Genomic DNA, 26,255 nt, shown 5'->3' with positions numbered 1-26,255 from the left:
CCTTCCAGGAGGGGACATGGATTGCTGAAGCAGTTTCGTAATCTTGCTTCAACTCGATCAGAAGCTTGCGCAGTTCCGGCTCAAATTCGGACGCCGCCTTGGTCCATTTTTAGTTCATGCCCGGCTCCTATGTTCCGCCACGATAGCCGCCCTTACAGCATCAACTGGCGTCTTGATCGCGCCCATCTGGAGCACGGCAAAGAAGCGCCGCTTGGTGCTTCCTTCAATGGGGGACGACCAGGCGAATGCGCGCGTAGCCTTCGGGTGGCAGGCCAAGTCAAAGACATGAACCACGCCTTGCCAAACCGGCTTACCGTTGTGTCGCTCGTCAATGGGGACAGATTGCATGTGCGTCGCCCTGCCGCCGTGCTGACGTTCAATAGCACCCGCCAGTTGCCTGGTGTCGGTTCGCTCAATCATTGAACGTCACCGGCCATGTGGCGACAGCATGGGATGCAAGGTGTTTCTGCCTATGCAGAATATCTTCTCGCCCCCAGCTGGTGTAATCACAGATCATGTTTGTCGTGGAAAATGCAGATTTGGCAAGAATGGCCTTTTTACGCTCAAACCCGGCGTTTCCTAGATCCTTGTTTTTATCAGCTGGAAGTAGGAACTGGTTGCCGAGCAGATTAATGGAAGCCTCAGCAACGTCTTGATCAACATTCCATTCTGACGAAAGGTTTTTTGGCATAAAGTGCTCTAGGTTCACTTGCGACACTTCATCATTCGCGACGTATTCAGGATAGGGGAGTTCGCTGACGTGCTTCTGGATCGCTCTAATCAGGTACCGCGCCAACCAACCGCGAGAAACCCTAGCAACAGCAAAATTCTGCTCAAACTCTTCGTTCGAGGGAACATATGAGCTCATGTTTTCCCGCAGTTCCCTCGCTTTGGAGACGCTGCCAGTGCCAATTTCCTCCGCGCGGCGCGAGTATTGAACATCCAGCATTCCGCCACGCCCGCCAACAATCAAGAATCGAACCGACCAGCTAACACAAAGCCTCAGAGCTTTGGCTGCTTCCTTCGGCTCGAGGTAGTGGGCGATAGCAAACAGCAGCGGCCGAATTTGGTTTATTCGCAGATGTTCGTTTAGGGTTTCAATATCCTGCTTCGCGGTTGGCGGGTAGCCCTTCCATTTTGGGTCATCACCCCTAAAGCTGGCTACATAACTGCGAGCCGCATCTGCTGCTTCGGCGAGGAACTTCATCACGCGGCTTTCGTTCGTTAGCTCCAGGCGAATTTTTTCAGCGAGATTCTTGGACTTCGTCGCACCGTGCAGCGTCACCCATAAATGACGGAAGAAATGGATGAGGGGATCGCCTGATTTGGATTCGTCCTGGTCATCATCCTCATCCGGCTCTCTCCGTCCGCCCAAAGGTTCAATGATCGTATCGATTTGCCGCCAAAACGCCTTCGCCTCGTCCAGTCGAGTGTCGCAGCGGCTGAAAAGGTAGTTCTTCAATATATCTACCTGTGAGGCCCGCAAGCCTCTGTCGTTCAGCGTTTCAAACATCCTGTAGGCACTGAATTCGTCAGAAACAAAGACGGCTAGAATTCGTGCCTTTGTGTCTATGAACTTCTGCCAACGTATAAGGGTTTCGACCTGTCGCTCCGGTGCGTTCTGGGCTAGCCCACTACGCAGGTACGTATCTATTTGCTTAAAAGCCCCTATCAAACGCCTGTTGGTAGGGCGCAATCCGTCATTTTTCATATTGGCAGAGTAATCTAAAAATCCTCGCGGAAGAATATATTGGTTATATACAGAATTATTCTCCTCGTTCATCTGAATTCTGGACGAAGATTNTACCGGAATCTCTTCCGAGTTTCCAACGGCTCTTTCCTGACGATGCAGCCTGCGCGGCCTACCTGGAAAAATCTCGATGGCCTGACGGTTTCGCTTGTCCGCACTGCGGCGTTGTCGGCGACCCTTTCCGCTTCAATCGCCGTTTCTATCCGTTCAATGCCTTCCGCTCGCTCCTCGGAATGGCCGGAAGCACGACTGCGCCGACCGCAGCGGGGTTATATTCGGGAGAGTGGCAGCACCCTACATGTTGTGGGTATGGGCGTTAAGCGGATAGGCACGGAAGATTCCTCTGAACTAATGTCTATTGTTTCAAGATAATCTCGCTCGATGGATAAAGCGCTTTTGTCTCGACCGAGTTCTACCAAAATATCACGGATTCGCGCCAGAAGGACTGAAGTTGTTGCGAGGCGCTGCTGCCCGTCAACGATTGATGGCAATCCAGCACCCTCCACAATGACAATGGTTCCAAGGAAATAGTCATCGCCATCTTCGTCGAAGATTGCGTCATGTAGGTCGGTTAGCAAATACCGGACCTGCTTCTCTCGCCATGCATAGGATCGTTGATTTGCAGGAACTCGCAATCGACCACGTTTGAGCAACTGGCCTATCGTGATCGGCTGAAATGTGAAGTTGCTACCCGACATGCTCTCTCCGCATTGATAAGAAGGGAACCTTGCGGTCCGCAGCTTCGAGTTCCCTGGTAGCAGCCCACCTCAGGCGTTCTCTTACCCATGCTGACAAGGGCAGCCCGGCCATGGTGGCGGCCTCTTGAAAAGCATCCTTTTCCTCCGGCAGAAGTCGCAATTGCATTAGGTCCGTTTTCATCGCTCAGCCTCCAATGACTACTATGTAATCACATTGTGTTGACAAAGCAAGCCGGAACCGTTAAATGTAGTGACAACGTAATCACATTGGGGGCTTTGCCCGTGAACCGCCTGTCACTCGCCCGCCAAACTCAGATTATCGGCGCTCTTGTTGAGGGAAACTCGATCCGTTCTGTCGAGCGCATGACTGATACGCACCGCGACACCGTCATGCGCCTCATGGTTCAGGTTGGAAACGGGTGCGCTAACCTGCTTGACGAAAAGATGCGAGAGCTACCTTGCAAGCGTATTCAGGTTGACGAAATTTGGGCGTATGTCGGCAAGAAGCAACGTGAAGTCACGAAGACGGATGACCGATTGCGCGTTGGCGACCAATGGACCTTTGTGGCAATCGATCCTGACACAAAGTTGGTTCCGGCATTCCGTGTCGGGAAGCGCACCAAGCCGAACGCTGTCGCCTTCATGACCGACCTTTCGGAGCGGCTGGCCAATCGCGTCCAGTTGTCTTCCGATGCTCTAAGTTCATATGTGGACGCTGTCGAACAGGCATTCGGTGCCGATGTGGATTACGGGCAGGCGGTTAAATTTTACGAAGCTGAGCCTATCGGCCCCGGTCGTTACAGCCCTCCCAAGGTTGTGCGCGCCGAACGTACTGCGATTGCAGGTTCACCGGACCCGCGTCACATTTCGACCAGCCTCATCGAGCGCCAGAACCTGACCATGCGTATGTCCATGCGTCGGTTCACAAGGCTCACAAACGGCTTCTCAAAGAAGGTCGAAAACCATCGAGCAGCGGTCGCGCTGCACTTCGCGCATTATAACCTTGTGCGCCTTCATCGGACTTTGCGCACCACGCCAGCAATGGCGGCGGGCGTCAGCGCTCGCCTTTGGAGCTTGCAAGAACTGGTCGAGACGACGACTTCAAATTAGGACACTACCGAAAGACGAGATGACTTGAAGGTTGTTCTTGATGCGATAGGCTAGCTCGCCGGCGAGCATGTCGCGGTGGCGGTCGAGAAGTGTCGCGTCGGTCGCATCCTCGAAGATCACCAGCAGTCGCGTGACATGGTTGCCGGGGCGAAAGATCTTCCGTGCGTCGATCTTGAAAATTCGTCGGCCAAGGCCGGGAAATTCGTCCTCAAGCAGGAAGCCGTCGACGGGTTTGTCGTCCGGCACCACGCGATCAAGCAACCGCGTCAAAGCGGTCACATCCCATTGCCCTTGCCCCAGACTTCGTAGCGAACGCCCGACGACCCGATCCGCCGAGGCATCGAACAGTCGCAGGAACGCGCGACTTGCCGTCACGACCGTCATGTCGGACTCCAAGATCACCAGAGGGTCGCGGATCGTGTCGACGATGTTCTGGGCCAGTCGGAAATTCCGCTCCGCCTCCCGTTGCTGCGCGCGCAGCTCGGTGACATCCTCGATGACCAGCAGAAAGAACTCGACATCGTTACCGGGTCGATAGACCTTGCGGGCGTTCAGCCGCATGCTCTTCAGGCCAATATCGGGAAATTCATGCGCGATCTCGTAGCCTTCGACGACTTGGTTCTCGGGGATCAGCCGCTCCAGAAGATGCCGTAGTTCAGGAATGTCCCACTGCCCGTTTCCCAGATCGAAAAGCCGCTGTCCGATTGTCCGCTCGGGCGTCGTATGGAATGTCGAATAGAAGTTTCGATTGGCGGAGGCGATTGTCAGGGAGGTGTCCAGGACCAGCAGGCCGTTGGTGATCGTATCGACGATGTCGGTGGCGGAAATGGCTTCCATATTGAGATCCTGCAAATCCTGCTTTCCCATTTGCCGCGTCTGCGCTTGTCCAGGCTTGGCCGCGCCAGCTCCATTCACCGTTAGCAGGCTGAACGTCGAATGTCCCTCGGTTTGCCGGGCCCGTTGACCCGGAACCTGGACAGGCTCTTGCCGATCCGCGATCGTTCTGCCATATTGCCGCCGATAGGACAGCACTGCTGTCATAATATGATGCAAATGGGCCGTGCGGGCGCGCGCTTCGCGCCTAAAAGACGCGGCCGGGTTCTATCCTGACGCCAGAGGTCGTGCGACAAGCCGGCTGAAATTGAATGCTCGGGCGGCGGCCGGACGCGGGGACATACCCCGAGGGCCACGTCGAACCGGGCCCAAAAGTGCGGCCGCAAATGGCCGGACGAAGACACGGGCGCGGCTGAACGCCGGCGCCGCGACGACGGGAGACGACGCGATGACGAATCTGTCCAACGCCGAAACCTTCGAGACAGCGGTCTCGACCACCGACGTCGCCGCCGCGATCAAACCGCGCACGGCGCCCGGACGGACGGGGCTCTACGACCCGCGCAACGAACACGATGCCTGCGGCGTCGGATTCATCGCCCATATGAAGAACGAAAAGTCCCACTCGATCATCGAGAAGGGCTTGCAGATCCTCCAGAACCTGACCCACCGCGGCGCGGTCGGGGCAGACCCGCTGATGGGCGACGGGGCGGGAATGCTCGTCCAGATTCCGCATGATTTCTTCAAGGAGGAGATGGCGGCTCAGAGCGTCGATCTGCCGGAGCCCGGTGAATACGGCGTTGGTCATGTCTTCATGCCGAGGGACGCCGAACAGCGGCGGCACATCGAGACGGTGTTCGAGGACGTGGCGCGCGAGGAAGGCCAGACGGTGCTCGGCTGGCGCGACGTGCCGGTGTCGAACGATCAGCTTTCCCAGGCGCCCGAGATCGTCGCGACGGAGCCCGTGCATCGGCAAATCTTTATCGCGCGGAGCCCATCGGTGACTGCCGACGATTTCGAGCGTCGGCTCTTCATCCTGCGCAAGGTCGTCTCGAACCGCGTCTATTCGGAGGCCAAGGGCGAGGACATCGGCTTTTACGTCGTGTCGCTCTCCTCGCGGACGATCGTCTACAAGGGAATGTTCCTGGCCTATCAGCTCGGCCCGTATTACGCCGACCTGACGGACCCGCGCTTCACCAGCGCGCTCGCCCTCGTCCACCAGCGGTTCTCAACCAACACGTTCCCGTCCTGGAAGCTCGCGCATCCCTATCGGATGGTCGCCCATAATGGCGAGATCAACACTCTGCGTGGCAACGTCAACTGGATGGCGGCGCGTCAGGCTTCCGTCGATTCGGAGTTGTTCGGCAACGATATCTCCAAGCTCTGGCCGATCTCCTACGAGGGTCAGTCGGATACAGCCTGCTTCGACAACGCGCTGGAGTTCCTGACCGAGGGCGGCTATCCGCTCGCCCACGCCATGATGATGCTGATCCCGGAAGCCTGGGCCGGCAACAAGCAGATGGCGAAGGATACGCAGGCCTTCTACGAATATCACGCGGCGCTGATGGAGCCTTGGGACGGTCCGGCGGCCGTGGCCTTCACCGACGGAAGGCAGATCGGCGCGACGCTCGACCGCAACGGCTTGCGCCCGGCGCGTTACGTCGTCACCGACGACGATCTCGTCATCATGGCCTCGGAAGCCGGAACGCTGGAAATCCCTGAAGAGCGGATCATTACCAAGTGGCGGCTGCAGCCGGGCCGGATGCTGTTGATCGACCTCGAAAAGGGCAGGATCGTCTCCGACGACGAGATCAAGCGCGAGATGGCTGGCGCGCACCCCTATCGTGACTGGCTGAAGAACACCCAGATCATCCTGGAAGATTTGAAGCCGGTGGCGCCGCGGGCGTCGCGCTCCGACGTCTCGCTGCTCGATCGCGAGCAGGCCTTCGGCTACACGATCGAGGAGACCCGAACGCTGATGGCGCCGATGGCCACCACCGGCCAGGAAGCGATCGGCTCGATGGGCACCGACACACCGATCTCGGCGATGTCGTCCAGCTCGAAGCTGCTCTACACCTATTTCAAGCAGAACTTCGCCCAGGTCACCAATCCGCCGATCGACCCGATCCGCGAGGAATTGGTGATGAGCCTGGTCTCGTTCATCGGGCCGCGGCCGAACATCTTCGATCTGGAAGGCTCCTCGCGCCGCAAGCGGCTGGAGGTTCGCCAGCCGATCCTGACAAATGGCGACCTCGAGAAAATCCGCAATATTGGCCACACCGAGGATCGCTTCGACACCAAGACGCTCGACATGACCTATGCGGCAGAAAGCGGCGCGGCGGGCATGGCGGGGGCGCTTGATCGGCTGTGCGAACGTGCCGAGGCGGCGGTCGTCGGCGGTTACAACATCATCATCCTGTCGGACCGCCAGGTCGGCCCGGACCGGATTCCGATCCCGGCGCTGCTCGCCTGCGCGGCGGTCCATCACCACCTGATCCGCAAGGGCTTGCGTACGGCGGCCGGGCTCGTGATCGAATCCGGTGAGCCGCGCGAGGTCCATCATTTCGCGTGCCTGGCCGGCTACGGGGCCGAGGCGATCAACCCCTATCTCGCCTTCGACACGCTGCTCGAAATGCACCGGCGGCAGGAATTCCCGCCGGAGGTCGATCCGAACGAGGTCGTCACTCGTTACATCAAGTCGGTGGGCAAGGGGCTTTTGAAGGTGATGTCCAAGATGGGCATCTCGACCTACCAGTCCTATTGCGGCGCCCAGATCTTCGATGCGGTCGGCCTGCAGACGGACTTCGTCGAGCGGTATTTCACCGGTACGGCGACGACCATCGAAGGCGTCGGCCTCGACGAGGTGGCGCGCGAGACCGCCGAGCGTCACGCCCGGGCCTTCTCCGACGATCCGGTGCTGGCCCGCTCGCTCGAGATCGGCGGTGAGTATGTCTACCGGATGCGCGGCGAGAGCCACATCTGGTCGCCGGACGCGGTGGCGACGCTGCAGCACGCGGTGCGGACCGATTCCTGGGAGAAGTACCAGGACTACGCCAAGATGGTGAACGAGTCCGCTGTCCAGAACTCCACCATCCGGGGCCTCTTCCGCATCAAGGCCGCCGAGGAGGCGGGGCGTGCGCCGGTGCCGCTGGACGAGGTGGAACCGGCCAAGGACATCGTCAAGCGCTTCTGCACCGGGGCGATGAGCTTCGGCTCGATCTCGCGCGAGGCACACACCACGCTGGCCCGGGCGATGAACCGCATCGGCGGCAAGTCGAACACCGGCGAGGGCGGCGAGGAATCCGACCGGTTCACGCCGCTGCGCGATGGCTCGGCGAATCCGGAGCGCTCGGCGATCAAGCAGATCGCATCGGGCCGGTTCGGCGTGACGACGGAATATCTGGTCAACGCCGACATGCTGCAGATCAAGGTCGCGCAAGGGGCCAAGCCCGGCGAGGGCGGGCAGCTGCCCGGCCACAAGGTCGACGCGACCATCGCCAAGACCCGGCACTCGACGCCCGGCGTCGGCCTGATCTCGCCGCCCCCGCACCACGACATCTATTCGATCGAGGATCTGGCGCAGCTGATCTACGATCTGAAGAACGTCAATTCGGCGGCCGATATTTCGGTGAAGCTGGTTTCCGAGGTCGGCGTCGGCACGGTCGCGGCGGGCGTCGCCAAGGCGCGCGCCGACCATATCATCGTCGCCGGCTACGACGGCGGTACTGGCGCCTCACCGCTGACCTCGATCAAGCACGCCGGCAGCCCCTGGGAAATGGGCCTTGCCGAGACCCAGCAGACGCTGGTGTTGAACGGCCTGCGCTCGCGCATCTGCCTGCAGGTCGACGGGGGTCTCAGGACCGGTCGCGACGTCATCGTCGGGGCGCTGCTCGGCGCCGACGAGTTCGGCTTCTCGACGGCGCCGCTGATCGCTGCCGGCTGCATCATGATGCGCAAGTGCCACCTCAACACCTGCCCGGTCGGCGTCGCGACGCAGGATCCGGTCCTGCGCAAGCGCTTCAAGGGCACGCCCGAGCATGTGATCAACTTCTTCTTCTACGTGGCGGAAGAGGTTCGCATGATCATGGCGGAGATGGGCGTGCGCCATCTGTCCGAACTGATCGGTGAGTCGCAATTGCTCGACCGCAAGGAGATGATCGACCACTGGAAGGCCAAGGGGCTCGACTTCTCCAAGGTGTTCTTCAAGCCGGACGCGCCGGCCGAGGAACTGCGCTGGACCAAGCGTCAGGAGCACCCGATCATCGATATTCTCGACCGTAAACTGATCGCCGAGGCCGAACCGGCCCTGACGGCGCGGCAGATTGTGGTGATCGAAACGCCGATCACCAATGTCGATCGCTCGACCGGGGCGATGCTGTCGGGCGAAGTCGCCAGGCGCTACGGCCTGAAGGGGCTGCGCGACGATACGATCACGGTGAAGCTCAGCGGCACCGCCGGACAGAGCTTCGGCGCGTTTCTCGCGCGCGGTATAACCTTCGAGTTGACCGGCGACGGCAACGACTATGTCGGCAAGGGGCTCTCGGGCGGCCGCATCGTCGTCAAGCCGCGCGCCAACTCCCGCGTCGTGCCGGAGGAGTCGATCATCGTTGGCAATACCGTGCTCTATGGCGCGATCTCGGGCGAATGCTATTTCAGGGGCGTCGCCGGCGAGCGCTTCGCGGTTCGCAATTCCGGCGCGATCGCGGTTGTCGAGGGTGTCGGCGATCATGGCTGCGAATACATGACCGGTGGCCTCGTGGTGATCCTGGGCGAGACAGGCCGCAACTTCGCGGCCGGCATGTCGGGCGGCGTTGCCTATGTCTACGACGCGGTCGGTGACTTCGCCGAGCGCTGCAACATGGCGATGGTCGATCTGGAGCCGGTGCCCGAGGAGGACGATCTCCTGGAGAAGCTGCACCACCATGGCGGCGATCTCGCCTATAAGGGCCGTGTCGACGTTTCCTCGGACATGACCGGCCATGACGACGAGCGGCTGTTCCAGCTGATCTCCAATCATCTCCATTACACCGGCTCGGGCCGGGCGGCGGAAATGCTGGAGAACTGGGAGGTTCACCGGCCGAAATTCGTCAAGGTGATGCCGGTCGAGTACCGCCGGGCGCTGCAGGAGATGGAGCGCATGCGCATGGGCGTGGCGGCGGAGTAGCGACTTTCTCAGCGTCTTTCCATCCAGCCGACGAACCGGTGTTGTCGCGTGTGCCAGAGCCGCACGGCACCGTCGGCAGCCCCCCGGATGGTCGACTTTCCACGGGAAATGCGGCATCAGCGCAGGCAAAGTGGCTCCGGCTCGGCGGCGCCTGTATTCAGATTGAACCGGGTCCGGAGTGGGGCGACAGCGCGCTCCTCGGGCTTCGTTCCAGGAAGTGCTCCCGGCTTGAGATGAGCTGGAAGAATGGAGTGACGGCATGGGCAAGGTAACCGGATTTCTCGAGATCGATCGGCAGACGCACAAGTATCAGCCGGCATCCGATCGCATTCGCCATTTCCGCGAGTTCACACTGCCGATGTCGGACGAGGAAGTCGGCAAGCAGGCGGCGCGCTGCATGGACTGCGGCATTCCCTATTGCCACGGGCCGACGGGCTGTCCGATCCACAACCAGATCCCGGACTGGAACGATCTCGTCTACCAGGGCGACTGGGAGACGGCGATCCGCAACCTGCATTCGACCAACAATTTTCCCGAGTTCACCGGCCGTATCTGCCCGGCGCCTTGCGAGGAAGCCTGTACGCTGAACCTCGAAGACGTGCCGGTGGCGATTAAGACGGTCGAACAGGCACTGGCCGACAAGGCGCACAAGCTTGGGCTGATCAAGCCGCAACCGGCCAAGACCAAGACAGGCAAGCGAGTCGCGATCATCGGCTCCGGGCCGGCGGGTCTTGCCGCTGCGCAGCAGCTTGGCCGCGCTGGCCATGACGTGCATGTATTCGAGCGGGAATCGCGTCCCGGCGGCCTGATGCGCTACGGCATTCCGGACTTCAAGATGGAGAAGCACTGGATCGACCGGCGCGTCGCGCAGATGGAAGGCGAGGGGGTCACCTTCTTCTGCGGCGTCAATGTCGGCAAGGACAAGCGGGTCGAGGAACTGACCGCCGAATACGACGCGGTGTTGTTCTGCGGCGGCGCCGAGCGCCCGCGCGACGCCGGGATTCCCGACGAGGGGCTGACCGGTATCTACGATGCGATGCCCTATCTCGTGCAGCAGAATCGCCGGGTCGCCAATGAGAATATCGCCAGCGTCGGCTGGCCCAGCGAGGAGATCTGGGCCGGTGGCAAGCATGTCGTCGTGGTCGGCGGCGGCGACACGGCATCGGATTGCGTCGGCACGGCCTTCCGCCAGGGCGCGGTCAAGGTGACGCAGCTCGACATTCGCCCGCAGCCGCCGAAGACCGAGAATAAGCTCGAAGTCTGGCCCTATTGGGCAACCAAGATGCGGACTTCGTCGAGCCAGGCGGAAGGCGCGATCCGAGAATTCCAGATCGCGACGCTCGCATTTGTCGGCGAGGACGGCATTCTGACCGGAGTCGAGTGCGCGGAAGTCGACGAGCAACGCAAGCCGCTGCCCGGAACCGAGTTCGTCATCAAGGCGGATCTCGCCTTCATCGCCATCGGCTTCGCCGGTCCGTTCATGGACAGCTTCATGCGCGACGCGGGCGATGCCCTGGCGACCCGCACCGACCGGCGCGGCAACGTCTCGATCGCGGCCGACGACGACCGCTATCTGACGTCGGTGGACAAGCTCTACGCTGCTGGCGATACGCGGCGGGGCCAGTCCCTGGTCGTCTGGGCGATCCGGGAGGGCCGGCAGGCGGCGCGGGCGATCGATCTCGACCTGATGGGCGAGACAACCCTGCCGCGGTGACGGCGAAAAATGGCCTCGATACCCTGTGATCTATCGCGCGCGTCACTCGCCGCGCCGCGCTTCGTTGATCGCAGTCAGTTGGCCGGGGCGTCGCCCTTGGCGGCCTGGTTATCGTCGGCCCAATCCTGGATGATCGCATCGACGATCGACGGCATTTCTTCCGGCGGCTTGATGCCTTCGGAGGCGCGAACGGCGTTCAGGTCCAGCGAGCCGCGATAGGCAATCGGCGGCCCCTCCGGCACCACGGCGCGGGTCTTTTCGTTCCAGGCGAAATTGTCGGCGCGGCCTTGCACGTCTCCGGTTCCGTTGCCGGCGATGAGGCGGTCGCGCGGCGATGGCTCCAGCGTGAAGCCGCTGGTCGCTCCGCCGCCCAGAAGCGTTTCGGCCCCAGCGAGCGCCGGGTCATCGATGGACATGGGCGCCGCGCTCACCGCGTTGGCGGCATTGCCGAGCGGCGGCAATTGCATGTTCGGCAACTGTTCGTCCGACAGGCTGATCAAGGGAGAGGCCGAGTTCTTCAAGACGCGGGCGATGGCGCGCTCCACGAAAAAGGCCATCTTGTCGTCGCCGGCGTCGGTCATAGTGATGCCGTCGGAATTGCGAAGCTGCACCTGTTGGCCGCTGACCCCTGGACCCGAATAGACGAAGCTGCCATTCGCGTCGACGAAGCCTTCCCAGATATCGACGAATTGGCCGGAAACCTTCGTCGCGCCCTTGCGGTAGAGATCGTTGAGAAAGACCATGTCCTCGCTCATCCGCTCAAATTTGAACGACGGCATTCCGGCCCAGATCAGAGGCACGTTGCGGTTCTTCACGATCTCGGCGATTTCACCGATGCGCTTTTCGTACTCCGTCGTCCAAGTCTCGGATCGTGGCGACAGCGTTCCCGATCCCATTTCGATCGGCTGCCGGTCGTTGGACCCGATCATCATGACGAGCACCGCCGGCTTTTCTTCGTCGATGATCGGACCCAGATTGTTCGGCCAGTCATAGAAGTCGTCACGCACCAGCCCGGACGAGCCGTTGATCCGGGATTCGACCGTGACCATTTCGTTGTCATCATAGATCGCGTTGAGGCCATCAGCGAGGGAATCGGCAAGGAAATCGCCGACTACCAGCACCTTCTGGGCATTGGCGTCCTTGGGTGTCTGCTCGCTCTCAGCGACCTGCGAGATGCTGGCAGGCGTCGTCGCCTTCTGGCTCGCACGTTGCGGCTTTTTGGGTGAACTCGGTTGCGCCTTCCGCTGAACCTTGGCCTTTCTGCTGGCCGTGGCCGGTTTGCGCGCCGAGGGTTTCTTCTTACGGATCACCTTCTTGCGAATGACACGGCGTTCCGGCACGGCGCGCGTACCACCGCCGAACAGCATCTCCAGGACGGTCCGTGGGCGCTCTTGGGCCGAGGCGGTGCTTGCGGGTGCCAACCCGGTGATCAGGACCGCGAGACCGGCCAAGCTTGCGACGAAGGCCAAGCGCGCCCGCCGCCATCCTGCCATCGTCGCCTGCCGTGCCATCATGGGGCCTCTACTTCCCGCTCTGGGGTCAGTTGCGTCGGAGGAACTCCAACAGTGCCTTGGACGCATTGCCATCCTGCGCCATGCCGGCCCTACCTTGTAACGACATGATCGCCGATTTCGATCCGGAACCGATCTTACCATCGATCTTGCCGTCATAAAGGCCTCTGGAGGCAAGATGCTTTTGGAGTTCGTAGCGCTCCTGGCTGGAAAGCGGCGTGTAACCACGCGGCCAGTCGCGATAGAGCCCACCATATCCGCCGATCCGGTCGCCGAGCATGCCCACGGCGAGCGCATATTTGTCGGCGTTGTTGTAGCTTTTCAGGACGAAGAAGTTCTTCGTCATCAAAAACGCCGGTCCGTTGTCGCCGGCCAGACGAACCAGATTGGCATTGTCCGAGGGATTGGGGAAACCCTTCCCGTTCGGCCGCAGAAATCCAAGGCTTTGCCATTCACCCAGGCTGCGGTTGTCGCGCTCGAGCTTGCCCTGATAGCGGTCCGGAACGACCACTTCGTAACCCCAGGTCTTGCCAGGCTGCCAGCCATTCTTGCGCAAGAGATTGGCAGCCGTGGCGAGCGCGTCGGGGACCGATTCCCAGATGTTCGCGCGACCGTCGCCGTCGATGTCAGCGGCGTAGGCGAGGTAACTGGTTGGGATGAACTGGGTGTGGCCCATGGCACCAGCCCATGAGCTGATCAGCTTGTCCGGAGCGACTTGGCCGGCCTGGGCGATCTTCAACGCCGCGATGAGCTGCTGACGCGCGAATTTGCCGCGCCGCTTGTCGAGATAGGCAAGCGTGGCAAGCGAGCGCGGCAAGCTCTTCATTACGTCGTCGCGGGTGAGAATCTGACCGTAATTTGTCTCCATCGACCAGATCGCCAAAAGGATGTCGCGATCGACGCCGAAACGCTTTTCGATGCGATCGAGCCAGCTGTCATATTTGGCGCGCATCGCATGGCCCTTGGCAACCTGCTCGTCGTTGACGCGGTTGTCGACGTAGTCCCACACCGTGTCCTTGAACTCAGGCTGGTAGCGCGCTTTCTCAAGAACATCCGGATCGGGCGACGTGACGCCCGCGAACGCGGCGCGATAGACGTTGCGGCTGACGCCATTCTTCGCGGCAACGCTCTCGAAATTCTGGATCCACCGCTGGAAACCGGCATCGGCGAAGGCCGGGGCCGCGAGAAAAATCGAGACGACCACCGCGACGAGGGCCGATCCGAGCCATCTCAAGCGGGGTCCGGTCATTCGTTGCATGTGTCTTCTCCTTGGTCATTTCATTCGGCTGAGCGAGGTTGGAAGACTACGGCGAGGTCGTTAAGAGTTCGTTCACCACTCCGCAGGGTCGCGAACCCGCGGTCGACTGGTTTTGCCGAGTTGTTTCGCTATTTCACGGCGAAAAGGCGGCGGGATGCTCAAATAACGGCGTCCACCCAGCGGCCTATTCGCGACATGTCGCCACGAATCCGAGGACCAAGCCATCATGAAAAAAGTCAGAAAAGCCGTCTTTCCTGTCGCTGGTCTTGGCACGCGCTTCCTGCCGGCGACGAAATCCATTCCGAAGGAAATGCTGACGGTCGTCGATCGGCCGGTCATCCAGTACGTCGTCGATGAGGCGTGGGAGGCCGGGATCGAGCACCTGATCTTCGTCACCGGCCGCAACAAGGGGGTCATCGAGGACTATTTCGACATCCAGGTCGAGCTTTCCAACACCCTGGCCGAACGCGGCAAGTCGGTGGAGCTGGCGCTGCTTGACGATTTGCAGCCGAAGCCAGGCACGGCGAGTTTCACCCGCCAGCAGGCCCCGCTCGGCCTCGGGCACGCAGTCTGGTGCGCCCGCGAGCTCGTCGGCAACGAGCCGTTCGCACTGCTTTTGCCGGACATGATCATGCAGGCGGAAAAGGGCTGTCTGGCCGCGATGGTCGAGCTTTACGAAACCGCTGGCGGCAATGTGATCTCGGTCGAACAATGCGATCCGAACGAGACGCAGAAATACGGCATCGTCGGCGAGGGCGAGGCGGTCGGGGCCGGTTTCCGTGTCGACGGCATGGTGGAAAAACCCCAGCCCGCCGACGCGCCGTCGAATTACTACATTTCGGGCCGCTACATTCTGCAGCCGGAAATCTTCGACATCCTGAAGACCCAGGAAAAAGGCGCCGGCAACGAAATCCAGCTCACCGACGCAATGCTGAAACTGGCGGGCCGCCAGGAATTCTCGGCGTATCCGTTTGCCGGCCGGACCTTCGACTGCGGGTCGAAGGAAGGTTTTGTCGAGGCCAACGTCGCCTTCGCCCTGTGGCGCCCGGATATCCGGGAAAAGGTGATCGATAATATCGAACGGCTGATTCATACGGTGGAGCCGAACGGCGAGGCCGTCGCGGCAAAATAGTGGATGTCGCTCGTCTGGCCTCTTAGCGCTGCAGCTTCACACCGAGACGAATCGTATCGGCGCTGTAGTCGCCGCCAGGCGATTGCGCATAGACTTCCTGATGGTTGTAGAGGCCGGTGAAGGCGAGGGTTCGGTTGAGCCAGTAGGTGATGCCGGTCTCGCCGGTCAGGGTGGTCTCGTCGGCCTGGGGAAGCGTCGAATCGCTGTATTCGGCGCTCAGGGCCGCAGTGAGGTCGGCCCGCGCCGTCAGCACGCGCCGCAGGCCGATGGACCCTTCGTAGGATGTCGTGGTGGACTGGCCTGTGGTGTCAGGATCGAAAGCGGTGCGGGCGGCGATCGTAATGTCCGTCCCGCGTCGCGGCGACCAGACGAGATTGGCGTCGAGGGTTGGCGTGCCGGTCGCCTCGACGGCCGGATCGTCCGGCAGGTTCCAGGCGTAACCTGCGGCGATCTCACCAGTCAGCTTCTCGGTGAGGTTCAGCGCCAGACCCGCGCGCAGCGAGGGAAGCAGCGAATCCCGCTCGACATCGTTCGGCCCCCCGTTGTTCGAATCGTCGAACAAACGCCAACCGACGCTGCCCTCGATGAAGGGCGTGAGCGCCGGCGACAGTTCGTAGCCTGTTCTCAACCCCGCCGTGAGCGTCGTGTAGCTCTGGTCGGGGGAACCCGAGGGCAGGCCAAAATAGGCCTCGCGGGCGGCGGTTCCGGTGCCGGTGACGCGCAGCCGGCCGAAATCGCGCTGAAGTTGCGCCGAGGCCGAGGCGTTGAGGACCTCGGGGCGGTCGGAATTGCGCAGGGTGGTGTCGATTTCGCTAACATCCTCGCGGCGATACGCCACCGCGCCCCTCAGCGTTGCGGTCGTGACGCGGTCGAGGTCGAACCGCAATCGACCATCGACCGCCGCCTCCGGGTCGTCGCGGGTCTCGCCGGAGAAATTTCGGCGGAAGGTGAGACGCGAGTTCAGCTCCGCCTCGTCATGCGACCAGTCGGACAGGAGCCGCGCCGAGATGGTCGTCTCGCTGAAAACGCCGCCTTCTCCGCCTGCGATCTTGTCGAGATTGGTCGAGGCGCCAAGGGTCTGGATCAGCTCGGGATAGAGTATCAGGCTGCCGGCGCGGATGCCGACGGGCGCAAAGGGATCGGCCTCGTGGCGGCGGATAATGCGGCCGATGGCCTCGGCCGGCCGGTTGGTCCGCAGGCTGGAATCAGCGGCCAGAGCTTCGCCGGCGACGCCCGCGGCGAGCGGCGGGTTGCTTGGTTGAAGGCGGGTCGACGGACGGCGGTTCTGCCGGCGCAGTTCGTCTTGCGCGGCTTGATCTTTCGCAGCGTCGTCAACGCGGACGGATCGCGAATCCACGGGCTTGACCGGTTCGGCCGGGCGCGCGCGAAGGATCGTAGTGTCGAGTGCGTCCGCCTTGGTCGCAGGTCCGTCGAACAGGTTGAACTCCCGGATCGACCTCGGGGGCTCGCTGGCCGGAGGCTCCAAGGCCTCGTCGAGCAACGGACGGTCTCGCGGACGCAATGTTGGAGCCGGGGCATTCAATTCTTGGGACGCGCTGCCGAGGGTGCGGGTATTGGTTCGCAAGCCATCGAGACCCCGCGATCCGAGCAGTTCCCCATCGGTCCGAAGTTCCGGCATGGAAAGCGTCTGCCCGAAAGCCGCCACCGGGCCTAGCCCGGATGGGAAAGACGAGGCAAGGCCAAGAGCGGCGGTGGCCAGCGTCAATCGGAATCGGTGGAATGTCCAAACCATCGCGGCGTCGTCTGCACCTTCTGCGAGCACGCGCGGCAAAACCCGAGCTTGCCGATTGGTAAATTTTCATGGTTAAGAAGTCGTTACCGGGGGGGGGGCGCATCCCGTCGTGGACTTGGAATGCCCGCACATGTCATCATCTGGCCCCAACGGTCTGCGATCGACGGTGATGGAGCCGTTATGGCGGAGCCCGACAGGAGCATGCGACGAACGTGATTCCCAAACCCGAGCCTGACAACGTCGGCGCGCGCCTCGGCGCGCAGTCCGCCGTGCGCACGATCGAGACCGAAGCCGAGGGGCTGATGACGCTGGCGGGTCTGTTGAAGACCGGCATGGCGGCGCCGTTCGAGCGCGTTCTCGATATCATTCAAGGCATCAAGGGCCGGCTGATCGTCACCGGCGTTGGTAAGAGCGGGCATATCGGCGCCAAGATCGCGGCAACCTTCGCCTCGACCGGTACCCCGGCGTTCTTCGTCCATCCGGCCGAGGCCAATCACGGCGATCTCGGCATGATCGGTCGGGACGATGCCATCCTCGCCATGTCGTGGTCCGGGGAGACCACCGAGCTGAAGGGGATCGTTGCCTATTCACGGCGCTTCCGTATTCCGCTCGTCGCGGTCACGTCCCGCTCCGATTCGACGCTCGGACGCGAGGCCGACGAGGCGCTGACATTGCCGCGGGTCGCCGAAGCCTGTCCGCACGGCCTGGCTCCGACTACCTCGACGACGCTGCAAGTGGCGCTCGGCGACGCCCTTGCCGTCGCGCTGCTTGAGCGTCGCGGCTTCACGCCGGGCGACTTCCGGGTCTTCCATCCCGGTGGTCAGCTGGGTGCGAGCCTGATGCATGTCGGCGACATCATGCATGTCGGCGAGGCGATGCCGCTGGTTCCGTCCGGCACGCCGATGTCGGAAGCGATCATCGTGATGTCGCGCATGGGTTTCGGTTGCGTGGCCGTGGTCGATCCAGATGGGTGCCTCACCGGCATCGTCACCGACGGAGATCTGCGCCGGCATCTGGGCGACGACCTTCTCAGGCAGACGGTCGACGCGGTGATGACCCGCGACCCCAAGACGATCGAGCCGGAAACCCTGACCGTCAAGGCGCTGGACATCGTCAACAGCCTCAACATCACGGCTTTGATGGTGGTGCGCCAAAAGCGACCGGTCGGGATCGTGCATCTGCACGATTTGTTGCGGATCGGCGTCGCCTGACTGCGGGGCACGGCAAACGGCCCGTCAGAGTGGCTGGACAGGCTCCACCGTCAGAACCGATCCCGTCGCGCCGATAATGCGCACGCGGCTGGCCTCGGGCAGATCCGGGCCCTCGACGCTCCACCAGCTATCCTCGATGGCGACGCGGCCGCGACCGTTGACGATCGCCTGGGTCAATACCGCCTCGCGGCCGATCAGACGGCGGGTTCGGCGGTTGAGCAAACCGGATCCGCCGGCCTCGCTTTTCGAGCCGTACCAGCGCCGCCCGAGATAGACGCTGATGGCCGACAGCACGACGAAGGCGAGAACCTGCTGTTCCCAGCCGAACCAGCCGCCGGTGCCGAGAAACAGGGTGTTCATGCCGACGATCAGCGCCGCGATGCCGAAGAAAAGCAGATAAACACCCGGCAGGACGACTTCGAGCGCGAGCAGAACGAGGCCGAGAATCCACCAGCCATAGTCCGATAGCGCCTCGATGAGGACGCTCACGCTTCGCTCCGTCCCAGTGGCGACTCAGGCGCACGGTTGCCGCTCGCGGGTACGCGCGGGGTGGTTCGCGAGGCGGCCTGGCCGGATTCGCCGAAGGTGGCGCGGGCGACCTCGGCGATGCCGGCGATCGAGCCGATCAGCGAGGAGGCTTCCAGCGGCATCAGCACGACACGCTGATTGGGCGCCGAGGCGATCTTGGCGAGGGCTTCGGTGTATTTTTGCGCGACGAAATAGTTGATCGCCTGGATGTCGCCGGCGGCGATCGCCTCGGAGACGACGCGGGTGGCGGTCGCCTCCGCCTCGGCCAACCGCTCGCGCGCCTCGGCTTCGCGCCACGCTGCTTCGCGCTTGCCCTCGGCCTGCAGGATCTGCGACTGTTTTTCGCCCTCGGCCCTCAGGATCGCCGCATTGCGCGAACCTTCGGCTTCCAGGATTTCGGCGCGCTTCTCACGCTCGGCCATCATCTGCCGCGCCATGGAATCGACGAGGTTCTTCGGCGGGTTGATGTCCTTGATCTCGATGCGGGTGATCTTGATCCCCCAGCTGCTGGCCGCCTGATCGACGACGCGCAGGATTTTTTCCGAAATCGCGTCGCGGTTCGACAGAAGGTCGTCGAGGTCCATCGATCCCATGACCGAGCGCAGATTGGTCATGACGAGATTGAGAATGGCGTTTTCCAGCCCGGAGACCTCGTAGGCGGCGGCGGCGGCATCGAGCACCTGATAGAAGGCGACGCCGTCTGCCGCGACCGAGGCGTTGTCGCGGGTGATGACCTCCTGGGTCGGCACGTCCAGCACCTGCTCCATCATGTTGAGCTTGCGCCCGACGCGCTCGATGAACGGCAGGATGATGTTGAGGCCCGGCGTCAGGGTGCGGGTGTAACGGCCGAATTTCTCGACTGTGTAGTTGTAGCCCTGCGGTACCGTCTTGACCGTCGAGAACAGAACGACGATCGCGAAGAACAGTAGAACGAGGACGAAAATTCCAGAGCCCGAGAGCATGTCACCTCCACTCGCTCGGGACGGTGTCGCTCGGCGCGGACCCGTATCACCGACCGGTGTTTGACTATCGCGTCAGGCGGTGCGCGACGCAAGCGATCTTCCGCCGATGCGGACAATCGGGCTCAGTCGATCCAACCCCTCAGTTCCCGCCGTACCATCGCTTCGATGACGTCCATGCCCGGTTCGGAGTCGTTGAGGCAGGGGATGTGGCTGAACTTTTCGCCGCCGGCCTCGTGGAAGATCTCGCCGGCCTCGCCAGCGATCTCCTCCAAAGTCTCAAGGCAGTCGGAGACGAAGCCGGGATTGAGTACCGCGATGCGCTTGATCCCCTCCTTGGCCAATGCCTCGACGGTCTTGTCGGTATAGGGCTGCAGCCATTCCTCCGGCCCGAAGCGGGACTGGAAGGTGGTCATCAGCCGGCCCGGCTGCCAGCCGAGCCGCTCCTCCAGTAGCCGCGAGGTCTTCTGGCAGTGGCAGTGATAGGGATCGCCCTTTCGGAAATAGCTCTGCGGAATGCCGTGATAGGAGGTGATCACCCGCTCGGGTTCATAATCGAGTCCGGCGAGGTGGGTTTCGATCGAGCGGGCGAGCGCGTCGATATAGACGGGCTCGTCGTGATAGGCCGGGACGGTGCGCACGGCTGGCATCCAGCGCTTGCCCATCATGTGCTGGAAGAACTTGTCGTTCACCGTTGCCGTCGTCGAGGCGGCGTATTGCGGGTAGAGCGGATACACCAGGATGCGCTCGCAGCCCTGGTCCAGAAGGGCGTCGGTGCGCTCGGCGATCGAGGGCTGGCCGTAGCGCATGGCCCAGTCGACGACGACCGAGGCTTCGCCGGCCATGCGCGCCGCCAGTTTCTCGCCTTGGGCCCGCGTAAAGGTCCGCAGGGGCGATTCGTTGCGCTCCTTGTTCCAGATCTGGGCATAGGCGGCGCCGGACTTCTTCGGCCGCGTGTTGAGCACGATGCCGTAGAGGATTGGATACCAGGCGGCGCGCGGCCACTCGATGACCCGCTTGTCGGAAAGGAACTCCTTCAGATAGCGCCGCATCGACTTGTAATCAGTGCCGTCGGGCGTGCCGAGATTGACCAGGAGAACGCCGACCTTCGGCTGTTTGACCGGCGGATGGCCCGCGGGGAGGGGGCCGATCGCCCGCTCGGCGATCGTCTTGGTCAGGGCAGTCATCGTCGCGTCCTTGCACAGTCTCGCGGGCACAGTCTCGCATGGCTCGTCGCCGGGCCAGCCACAGGTCGACGCGACCGTGTGACCCGGCAACGGCCCGAATGTTATTCCGGCTTGTCGGAGGCCGTCGGTTAAGACCGGATATAGGAAATTTTGCCGGAGGGTGAAGCGGGTCGAGGCTATCGGCCGCTGCGCCAAAATTCCTCAGGCGCGGGCGAGCTCGAAGCGAGATCCGTCGGATGAGGTGCAAACCATCTGTCCCCCACCATGATTGCAATTAGCTGCAACTTGAACGCCCCGCTTCACCGATTTGAAATTCAGACTGAGCTGATTCGGGCCGCTCGAAAAGTAACTGCCCTCGGCTAGCAGGCCGTTAGTGGCTGATTCTGCCGACGTAAACCGGCCGTTTTGAAAGACGGCGGAATAGGCAACGGGTCCACCGATAGACGCCCAGCGTCCTTCCACACCAGGTGCGAAGGCGTTTTGCTGGGGCAATCGGGAAACCACCTCGGCCCGCTGCTCGGTCTGGCAGGCGCTGAGAGCAAAAGTCGCGACCAGGAGCGAAATAGCGAGACGACGCATCAGAAGAACCCCAAAAATCTAGGTGCGGCACCCTCCAGGCGGAGGATCACCTGCCGAACCGAACCCCAACGGGGGCAAACCACGAAACCAGTCGTGCAAGCCTATTCCACGCGTCGATTAAAAGTCTATCGCATTTTGTTCAAATGAATTGCTTTCGATCAAAGGGCCGCAGCGTCGCCGGTGACATCATCCCTGGTCGTACGCACGCACCAAAGGAGATTACGATGTTCGCGCAACTGGCCGCCCCGAGCCATGTTTTGGCATTCCGGCTGAGTGGCAAGGTCACCGGAGAGGATATCAAGAGTTACAAGGATCTGCTGGAAGCGATGCTGAGCACGCATGACGTCGTCAGCCTGTGTGTCGATGTCACGGGCCTTTCGGACATGGATGCCGACGCATTGCTGGAGGGGATGAAAGCCGACCTGGAATTCCTGTCGCACATCCGTCAATTCAGGCGCGGCGCCGTGATCTCGGACAAGGAATGGCCCCGTGCGGTGATCGGCTTCTTCAGCCCGTTGTTCCCGAATTTCGAAATGAAGAGCTTCGCTCCGGAACGGGTCGATGAGGCACTAAAATGGGCCGCCGAGCTTCCCGCGCTGCCACAGGCCGATACCCCGGCGGTGCGGTTCCTGCCGACATCGCGGGACGACGTGCTCGCTTTCGAGGTCGACGGCGTGATCTCGGAGGCGGAATTCCCGACCGTACTCGCCGAGATCAACGCTCTATTCGACCGTCATGACAAAGTCCGCCTGCTCGGCCGCATCAAGCATCTGGGCGGCTTCGATCCGGCCATCCTCATGCAGAGCGGTCTGATCCCCATGAAGCTCGCGGCCATGCGGAAGGTGGAGCGCTACGCCATCGTCGGCGCGCCCGGATGGATGTCCAAAATGATCTCTACGATGAATCCGCTGTTCGATGTCGACATGCGAACGTTTCCGGCGGAGCGGGAGGCCGAAGCCTGGGCCTGGGTCGAGGCCGAGCCAATCTTGTAGCGTAACGTGCTTTGCCGTCGCTTTAGCCGACGGGTTCGGCCTTGCGGGACGGGATGACGGAATGAATCGAACCGATCGTCTCGATCGACCGTATGCGGTCGTCGCTGGTGAAGGTGAACCAATACATGGTCGTCCCGGTGATCAGCGTCCCGGTCTTATCATCCCGGCGTGACCAGTCGCATCGGCTGGCCGCTTCGTCCATCTCGCACACCAGACCGCGCAACTCGTAGGAGAGATAGGTGGTGCGCTTGAACATCTCGTCGAAGAACGCCCGCGCCTGTTCCTCTCCCTGAAGCTCGAATTCGCCCTCCATTCGCCCGAACCAGGGCATGTCAGACTGTTCGGCGTTGCTACGCTGGGAAACTTTGGCGCCGGGAGCGAAATGCCGGGCGATCGTCCCGCCCGCTCCCGCCATCACCGTTTCCATCACCTCTTCGACGACCGCGCGCTTCGCGTCGGTATCAGCCATGCTTTGCTCCGGGAGGGACCGGATTCAAGCCCGATCCCTCATATCTTAGACCTCATCCGTCCCGACGCCGCATCGCCAGTCGAATGCGCATAAGCGCACCCGGACGTTAAATGCTCAGCGAACGAGGATGTTCCGGAACTGCCAGGGGTCTTTTTCATCAAGGTCTTCGGGGAAGAGGCCCGGACGATCTGTCAACGGCGTCCAGTCGGTGTAATATCCCTTGACCGGACCAAGATAGGGGGACTGCACCTCGAGGCAGCGCTTGTAGTCCATTTCGTCGGTCTCGACGATGCCGGCTTCGGGATTTTCCAGCGCCCAGACCATTCCCGCCAGGACAGCCGAGGTCACCTGCAGGCCGGTGGCATTCTGGTAGGGCGCGAGCTTGCGGGTTTCCTCCAGCGACAGCTGCGAGCCATACCAATAGGCGTTCTTATCGTGACCGTAGAGCAAGACGCCGAGTTCGTCGATGCCGTCGGTCAACTCGCTTTCGTCGAGGACATGATGCTCCGGCTGAATCTTGCCAGCCGCGCCGAACAGCTCATGCAGCGACAATACCGCGTCGTTGCAGGGGTGATAGGCGTAGTGGCAGGTCGGTCGGTAGGTCACTTCGTCGTCGCGGTTGCGATGGGTGAAGAAGTCCGCGATCGAGATCGACTCGTTGTGGGTGACGAGGAAACCGTATTGCGCGCCCGGCGTCGGGCACCAGGTCCGCACCCGCGTATTGGCGCCCGGCTGCTCCAGATAGATCGCCGACTGGTGGCCCTTCTTGTGCTTGTTGGCGTTCTTCGGCATCCACTTCTCATGGGTGCCCCAGCCAAGTTCCGCCGGCTGCATGCCTTCCGACAGGAAACCCTCGACCGACCAAGTGTTCCAGAACACGTTCATCGGCTTCGGCGCCTTGGCGAGCTGGGTGTCGCGCTCGGCGATGTGGATGCCCTTGACGCCGGCCTTCTTCATCAGCTTGGCCCAGCCGTCGCGGTCGTCCTGCGCCGGCTCCTCGAAATCGAGGCCGACTTCACGGGCGACGTCGACCAGGGCCTGTTTGACGAACCAGGAGACCATGCCCGGATTGGCACCGCAGCAGGAAACGGCGGTTGTCCCGCCCGGATTCTTGCGCTTTTCCTTACGGACGGTCTCGCGCAGGGCATAGTTGGTGCGATCGGCGTTGGAGAGAGACTCGTCGAAGTAAAAGCCGAGCCACGGCTCGACCACGGTGTCGATATAGAGCACGCCGAGTTCCCGGCAGAGCTTGATCAGGTCGAGCGACCCGGTATCGACCGACAGGTTGACGCAAAAGCCCTGGCCGTCGCCCTCGGTGAGCAGCGGGGTCAACAGATCCCGGTAGTTTTTCCGGGTCACGGCCTCGTTGACGAAGCGGATGCCGCGTTCGTCGAGAAGATGCTTGTCGGCGTCGTTCGGATCGATGACCGTCATTCGCTGTTTGTCGTAGTCGAAATGGCGTTCGATCAGCGGCAGGGTGCCCTTGCCGATCGAGCCGAAACCGATCATCACGACCGGGCCGGTGATCTTGGCGTGGACCGGGTGGTTCTTCTTGGCCATGCGGCATCCCTTTCGATGATTGTTGCGCCGGAACGTTGCGCGAAGCCGCTAGAGCAGTTCGACGACGAATGGAAGAGCAGGGTGAGAGAGCGCGATGATCGGGCGGCATGATCGAAGGGGCGAAACGGCCGTTGTCGACACGGCGGCGAGATCTTCGAGATCACAATTGCGACAGGTCGTACGATGCAACTTCCTGCCGCGTTGAGACAGGCGCTCGACGCACGGCTCGACCGCCATGCGCTCGATGATCTGCGGAGCGCGGGCGAACGGCTGTCGGGACGCTACCGTGCCGAGATCCGCGACGGGCGTCAGCACCTCGATGGCGAGCCGGCGGTGCTCGCCTATCTGGCCGCCCGCATGCCGGCGACCTTCGCCGCAATCCGGGCCAGCCTGGAGCAGATCACGCTGCGGCGTCCGGATTTCGCGCCAGACACGCTTCTCGATATCGGTGCCGGGCCGGGCACGGCGCTTTGGGCCGCCAGCGATGCCTTCGAAAGCTTGCGCGAGGCGACGCTGGTGGAGGCGAGCGCGCCTGCGCTCGCCGTTGGCCAGGCGCTCGCGGAAGAGGGATTGGCGGTGGCGACGCGCTGGGTGCGCGGCGATGCGACAGCGAATCTGGCGGAGTGCGCGCCGGCTGATCTGGTGACGCTCGCCTATGTCCTGGACGAATTGGCGCCCGAGGCTCGGGGGCCGCTCGTCTCGCGGCTGTGGCGGTTCACGCGCGATGTCCTAGTGATTGTCGAACCCGGCACACCGGCTGGCTGGCAACGCGTCCTCGCCGCGCGCGAACAGCTGCTGGCCGGGGGCGCGCAGCTGCTGGCGCCGTGTCCGCATGCCAAAGTCTGTCCTGTCGCCGCGCCCGACTGGTGCCATTTCGCTCAACGGGTCGCCCGCTCGCGCACTCACCGTCTCGCCAAGCGCGGGACGGTTCCCTACGAGGACGAGAAATTCGCCTATCTGGCGGTCGCCCGCCGACCGGCCGTGCCATTGACCGCCCGCGTCCTGGCCTCGCCCCGAAGCGGCAGCGGCAAGGTGCAGTTGAAACTCTGTACGTCCGACGGGCAGTTGCGGGAGCGGCTCGTCACCAAGCGCGAGGGCGAAATGTTCCGCACCGCCCGCCGCCTCGACTGGGGCGATGCCCTGGAATGAGGGGGGAACCCGTGGATTGGCGAAACGATCGACAAACCGTGGCATGGGCTGGTCTGCTGTCCGCTGTTAGCGTATGATGATCGATCATGGCGGAGCCGTTCGATCCGAAAAAGGACCGCCGCAACCGCACGGAGCGTGGTCTTTCTCTCAAACTCGGCTTCGACATCATCGCCGGGCGTGTCATCGAATTTGAGGATACGCGCTTCGAGTACGGGGAGCGTCGAATCGTTTGTTTCGGCCGTATCGATGGTCGGCTTTACGTCTGCGTCTATACGGTGCGCGAAGAGGGTCCCCGGATCATCTCCGTACGCAAGGCAAACCAACGGGAGCGAGCACGCTTTGGCTGACAATCCGACGTATCCCGATCCAAGTCCTGACTGGAGCGCGTTCGATGCCGCGCCCCTGGACAGCGCTTTGAAACTTCAGGCGACGCGCGCGCGCTTGAGCCTGAGCCAGCGCGACTTCGCGGCGCTTTTGCGCGTTCCGTGCGCGACGCTCCAAAACTGGGAACAGCGCCGGACCGAGCCGGACGCCTTCGCGCAGCACATGATCAACATCATCTACGACGATCCCGATGGCATGCGGCAGCGCCTGCAACGGCAAAGCGCGGCCTAACATTACAGTTGCTCTTTGGATCTGAGATGCGCTTGTCGAGCTGCGGCTTGGTGGGCGCGTCGCCAAGTTGACCAAGCAATGACGT

20 protein-coding genes and 2 pseudogenes are annotated in these 26,255 nt (G+C 62.2%); 11 read left to right on the top strand and 11 right to left on the bottom strand.

The genetic code is table 11. The features are described from left to right. Positions 1-21 precede the first annotated feature (21 nt). Positions 22-423 (top strand): hypothetical protein, encoded by a 402-nt coding sequence (locus VQ044_RS06935; RefSeq protein ID WP_327646580.1) that lies wholly within the window; start codon positions 22-24, stop codon positions 421-423. Here VQ044_RS06935 and VQ044_RS06930 read toward each other — a convergent pair. Then, positions 413-1,783, bottom strand: a complete 1,371-nt coding sequence (locus tag VQ044_RS06930) for a DUF262 domain-containing protein (protein ID WP_327646578.1) — start codon at positions 1,781-1,783, stop codon at positions 413-415. The two genes, VQ044_RS06935 and VQ044_RS06930, sit on opposite strands and share 11 nt — an antisense overlap. A gap of 17 nt (positions 1,784-1,800) precedes the next feature. Here VQ044_RS06930 and VQ044_RS06925 point away from each other — a divergent pair. Then, positions 1,801-1,947: pseudogene (locus VQ044_RS06925) on the top strand (transposase); the annotation flags it as partial. 72 nt (positions 1,948-2,019) lie between these two features. On the opposite strand, the gene VQ044_RS06920 reads toward VQ044_RS06925, so the two are convergent. Continuing rightward, on the bottom strand, positions 2,020-2,448 hold the full coding sequence (locus VQ044_RS06920; protein WP_331827656.1) for a DUF262 domain-containing protein: 429 nt from the start codon (positions 2,446-2,448) through the stop codon (positions 2,020-2,022). Between the two features lie 282 nt (positions 2,449-2,730). Between VQ044_RS06920 and VQ044_RS06915 the strand changes: the two genes are divergently transcribed. Next, complete coding sequence (locus tag VQ044_RS06915; protein ID WP_327648861.1) at positions 2,731-3,558, top strand: hypothetical protein; 828 nt, start codon at positions 2,731-2,733, stop codon at positions 3,556-3,558. Here VQ044_RS06915 and VQ044_RS06910 read toward each other — a convergent pair. Beyond that, on the bottom strand, positions 3,550-4,395 hold the full coding sequence (locus tag VQ044_RS06910; RefSeq protein ID WP_327648859.1) for a PAS domain-containing protein: 846 nt from the start codon (positions 4,393-4,395) through the stop codon (positions 3,550-3,552). The two genes, VQ044_RS06915 and VQ044_RS06910, sit on opposite strands and share 9 nt — an antisense overlap. Positions 4,396-4,930: 535 nt before the next feature. Between VQ044_RS06910 and gltB the strand changes: the two are divergent. Together gltB and VQ044_RS06900 are read left to right on the top strand one after the other, a co-directional pair. Further along, positions 4,931-9,553, top strand: a pseudogene (gltB, locus tag VQ044_RS06905) (glutamate synthase large subunit); the annotation flags it as partial. Positions 9,554-9,812: 259 nt separating this feature from the next. After that, positions 9,813-11,267 (top strand): glutamate synthase subunit beta, encoded by a 1,455-nt coding sequence (locus VQ044_RS06900; RefSeq protein WP_327623383.1) that lies wholly within the window; start codon positions 9,813-9,815, stop codon positions 11,265-11,267. A 74-nt stretch (positions 11,268-11,341) separates the two neighbouring features. On the opposite strand, the gene VQ044_RS06895 is transcribed toward VQ044_RS06900, so the two are convergent. Both VQ044_RS06895 and VQ044_RS06890 read right to left on the bottom strand, forming a co-directional pair. Beyond that, complete coding sequence (locus VQ044_RS06895; protein WP_327648857.1) at positions 11,342-12,781, bottom strand: SGNH/GDSL hydrolase family protein; 1,440 nt, start codon at positions 12,779-12,781, stop codon at positions 11,342-11,344. A gap of 25 nt (positions 12,782-12,806) precedes the next feature. Then, positions 12,807-14,027 (bottom strand): lytic murein transglycosylase, encoded by a 1,221-nt coding sequence (locus tag VQ044_RS06890; RefSeq protein WP_327623461.1) that lies wholly within the window; start codon positions 14,025-14,027, stop codon positions 12,807-12,809. A 235-nt stretch (positions 14,028-14,262) separates the two neighbouring features. On the opposite strand from VQ044_RS06890, the gene galU reads away from it, so the two are divergent. Then, positions 14,263-15,168 (top strand): UTP--glucose-1-phosphate uridylyltransferase GalU, encoded by a 906-nt coding sequence (gene galU, locus VQ044_RS06885; RefSeq protein WP_327623381.1) that lies wholly within the window; start codon positions 14,263-14,265, stop codon positions 15,166-15,168. Between the two features lie 22 nt (positions 15,169-15,190). Here the strand turns inward: galU and VQ044_RS06880 are convergent, their stop codons facing one another. Beyond that, positions 15,191-16,669: an outer membrane beta-barrel protein gene (locus VQ044_RS06880; RefSeq protein ID WP_327623380.1), complete on the bottom strand. Its 1,479-nt coding sequence runs from the start codon at positions 16,667-16,669 to the stop codon at positions 15,191-15,193. A 467-nt stretch (positions 16,670-17,136) separates the two neighbouring features. Here VQ044_RS06880 and VQ044_RS06875 point away from each other — a divergent pair, with 467 nt between their 5' ends. After that, complete coding sequence (locus VQ044_RS06875) at positions 17,137-18,132, top strand: KpsF/GutQ family sugar-phosphate isomerase (RefSeq protein ID WP_327648862.1); 996 nt, start codon at positions 17,137-17,139, stop codon at positions 18,130-18,132. A gap of 24 nt (positions 18,133-18,156) precedes the next feature. On the opposite strand, the gene VQ044_RS06870 is transcribed toward VQ044_RS06875, so the two are convergent. The 3 genes from VQ044_RS06870 to hemH form a co-directional block, all read right to left on the bottom strand. Continuing rightward, a complete protein-coding gene (locus VQ044_RS06870) occupies positions 18,157-18,621 on the bottom strand; it encodes an NfeD family protein (RefSeq protein WP_327648854.1) in 465 nt (154 codons plus the stop codon). Then, positions 18,618-19,622, bottom strand: coding sequence for an SPFH domain-containing protein (locus VQ044_RS06865; RefSeq protein ID WP_327648853.1), 1,005 nt, complete (start codon positions 19,620-19,622; stop codon positions 18,618-18,620). Before VQ044_RS06865 ends, VQ044_RS06870 begins: the two co-directional genes overlap by 4 nt. 122 nt (positions 19,623-19,744) lie before the next feature. After that, on the bottom strand, positions 19,745-20,806 hold the full coding sequence (gene hemH, locus VQ044_RS06860; protein WP_327648852.1) for a ferrochelatase: 1,062 nt from the start codon (positions 20,804-20,806) through the stop codon (positions 19,745-19,747). Between the two features lie 803 nt (positions 20,807-21,609). On the opposite strand from hemH, the gene VQ044_RS06855 reads away from it, so the two are divergent. Then, complete coding sequence (locus VQ044_RS06855) at positions 21,610-22,377, top strand: STAS/SEC14 domain-containing protein (RefSeq protein ID WP_327648851.1); 768 nt, start codon at positions 21,610-21,612, stop codon at positions 22,375-22,377. 22 nt (positions 22,378-22,399) lie between these two features. Here the strand turns inward: VQ044_RS06855 and VQ044_RS06850 are convergent, their stop codons facing one another. Both VQ044_RS06850 and VQ044_RS06845 read right to left on the bottom strand, forming a co-directional pair. Continuing rightward, the gene (locus tag VQ044_RS06850) at positions 22,400-22,846 is read right to left on the bottom strand and encodes a nuclear transport factor 2 family protein (RefSeq protein ID WP_327648849.1); all 447 of its coding nucleotides are present in this window, start codon (positions 22,844-22,846) and stop codon (positions 22,400-22,402) included. Between the two features lie 114 nt (positions 22,847-22,960). Continuing rightward, positions 22,961-24,406 carry a homospermidine synthase gene (locus VQ044_RS06845; RefSeq protein WP_327648847.1) on the bottom strand — a complete coding sequence of 482 codons (1,446 nt, stop codon included), beginning with the start codon at positions 24,404-24,406 and terminating at the stop codon, positions 22,961-22,963. Positions 24,407-24,589: 183 nt separating this feature from the next. On the opposite strand from VQ044_RS06845, the gene VQ044_RS06840 reads away from it, so the two are divergent. The 3 genes from VQ044_RS06840 to VQ044_RS06830 all read left to right on the top strand — a co-directional run bounded on the left by VQ044_RS06840 (position 24,590) and on the right by VQ044_RS06830 (position 26,170). Next, complete coding sequence (locus VQ044_RS06840) at positions 24,590-25,555, top strand: small ribosomal subunit Rsm22 family protein (RefSeq protein ID WP_327648845.1); 966 nt, start codon at positions 24,590-24,592, stop codon at positions 25,553-25,555. An 86-nt stretch (positions 25,556-25,641) separates the two neighbouring features. Then, positions 25,642-25,902: a BrnT family toxin gene (locus VQ044_RS06835; RefSeq protein ID WP_327648844.1), complete on the top strand. Its 261-nt coding sequence runs from the start codon at positions 25,642-25,644 to the stop codon at positions 25,900-25,902. Beyond that, a complete protein-coding gene (locus VQ044_RS06830; RefSeq protein ID WP_327626294.1) occupies positions 25,895-26,170 on the top strand; it encodes a helix-turn-helix domain-containing protein in 276 nt (91 codons plus the stop codon). Before VQ044_RS06835 ends, VQ044_RS06830 begins: the two co-directional genes overlap by 8 nt. Positions 26,171-26,255 lie beyond the last annotated feature (85 nt).

Source organism: Aurantimonas sp. C2-5-R2 (genome assembly GCF_036549495.1).
GTDB classification, from domain to species: Bacteria; Pseudomonadota; Alphaproteobacteria; order Rhizobiales; family Rhizobiaceae; genus Aurantimonas; species Aurantimonas coralicida_A.
The sequence above is the reverse complement of the archived record's forward strand: the minus strand, read 5'-3'. Positions and strand labels throughout refer to the sequence as shown.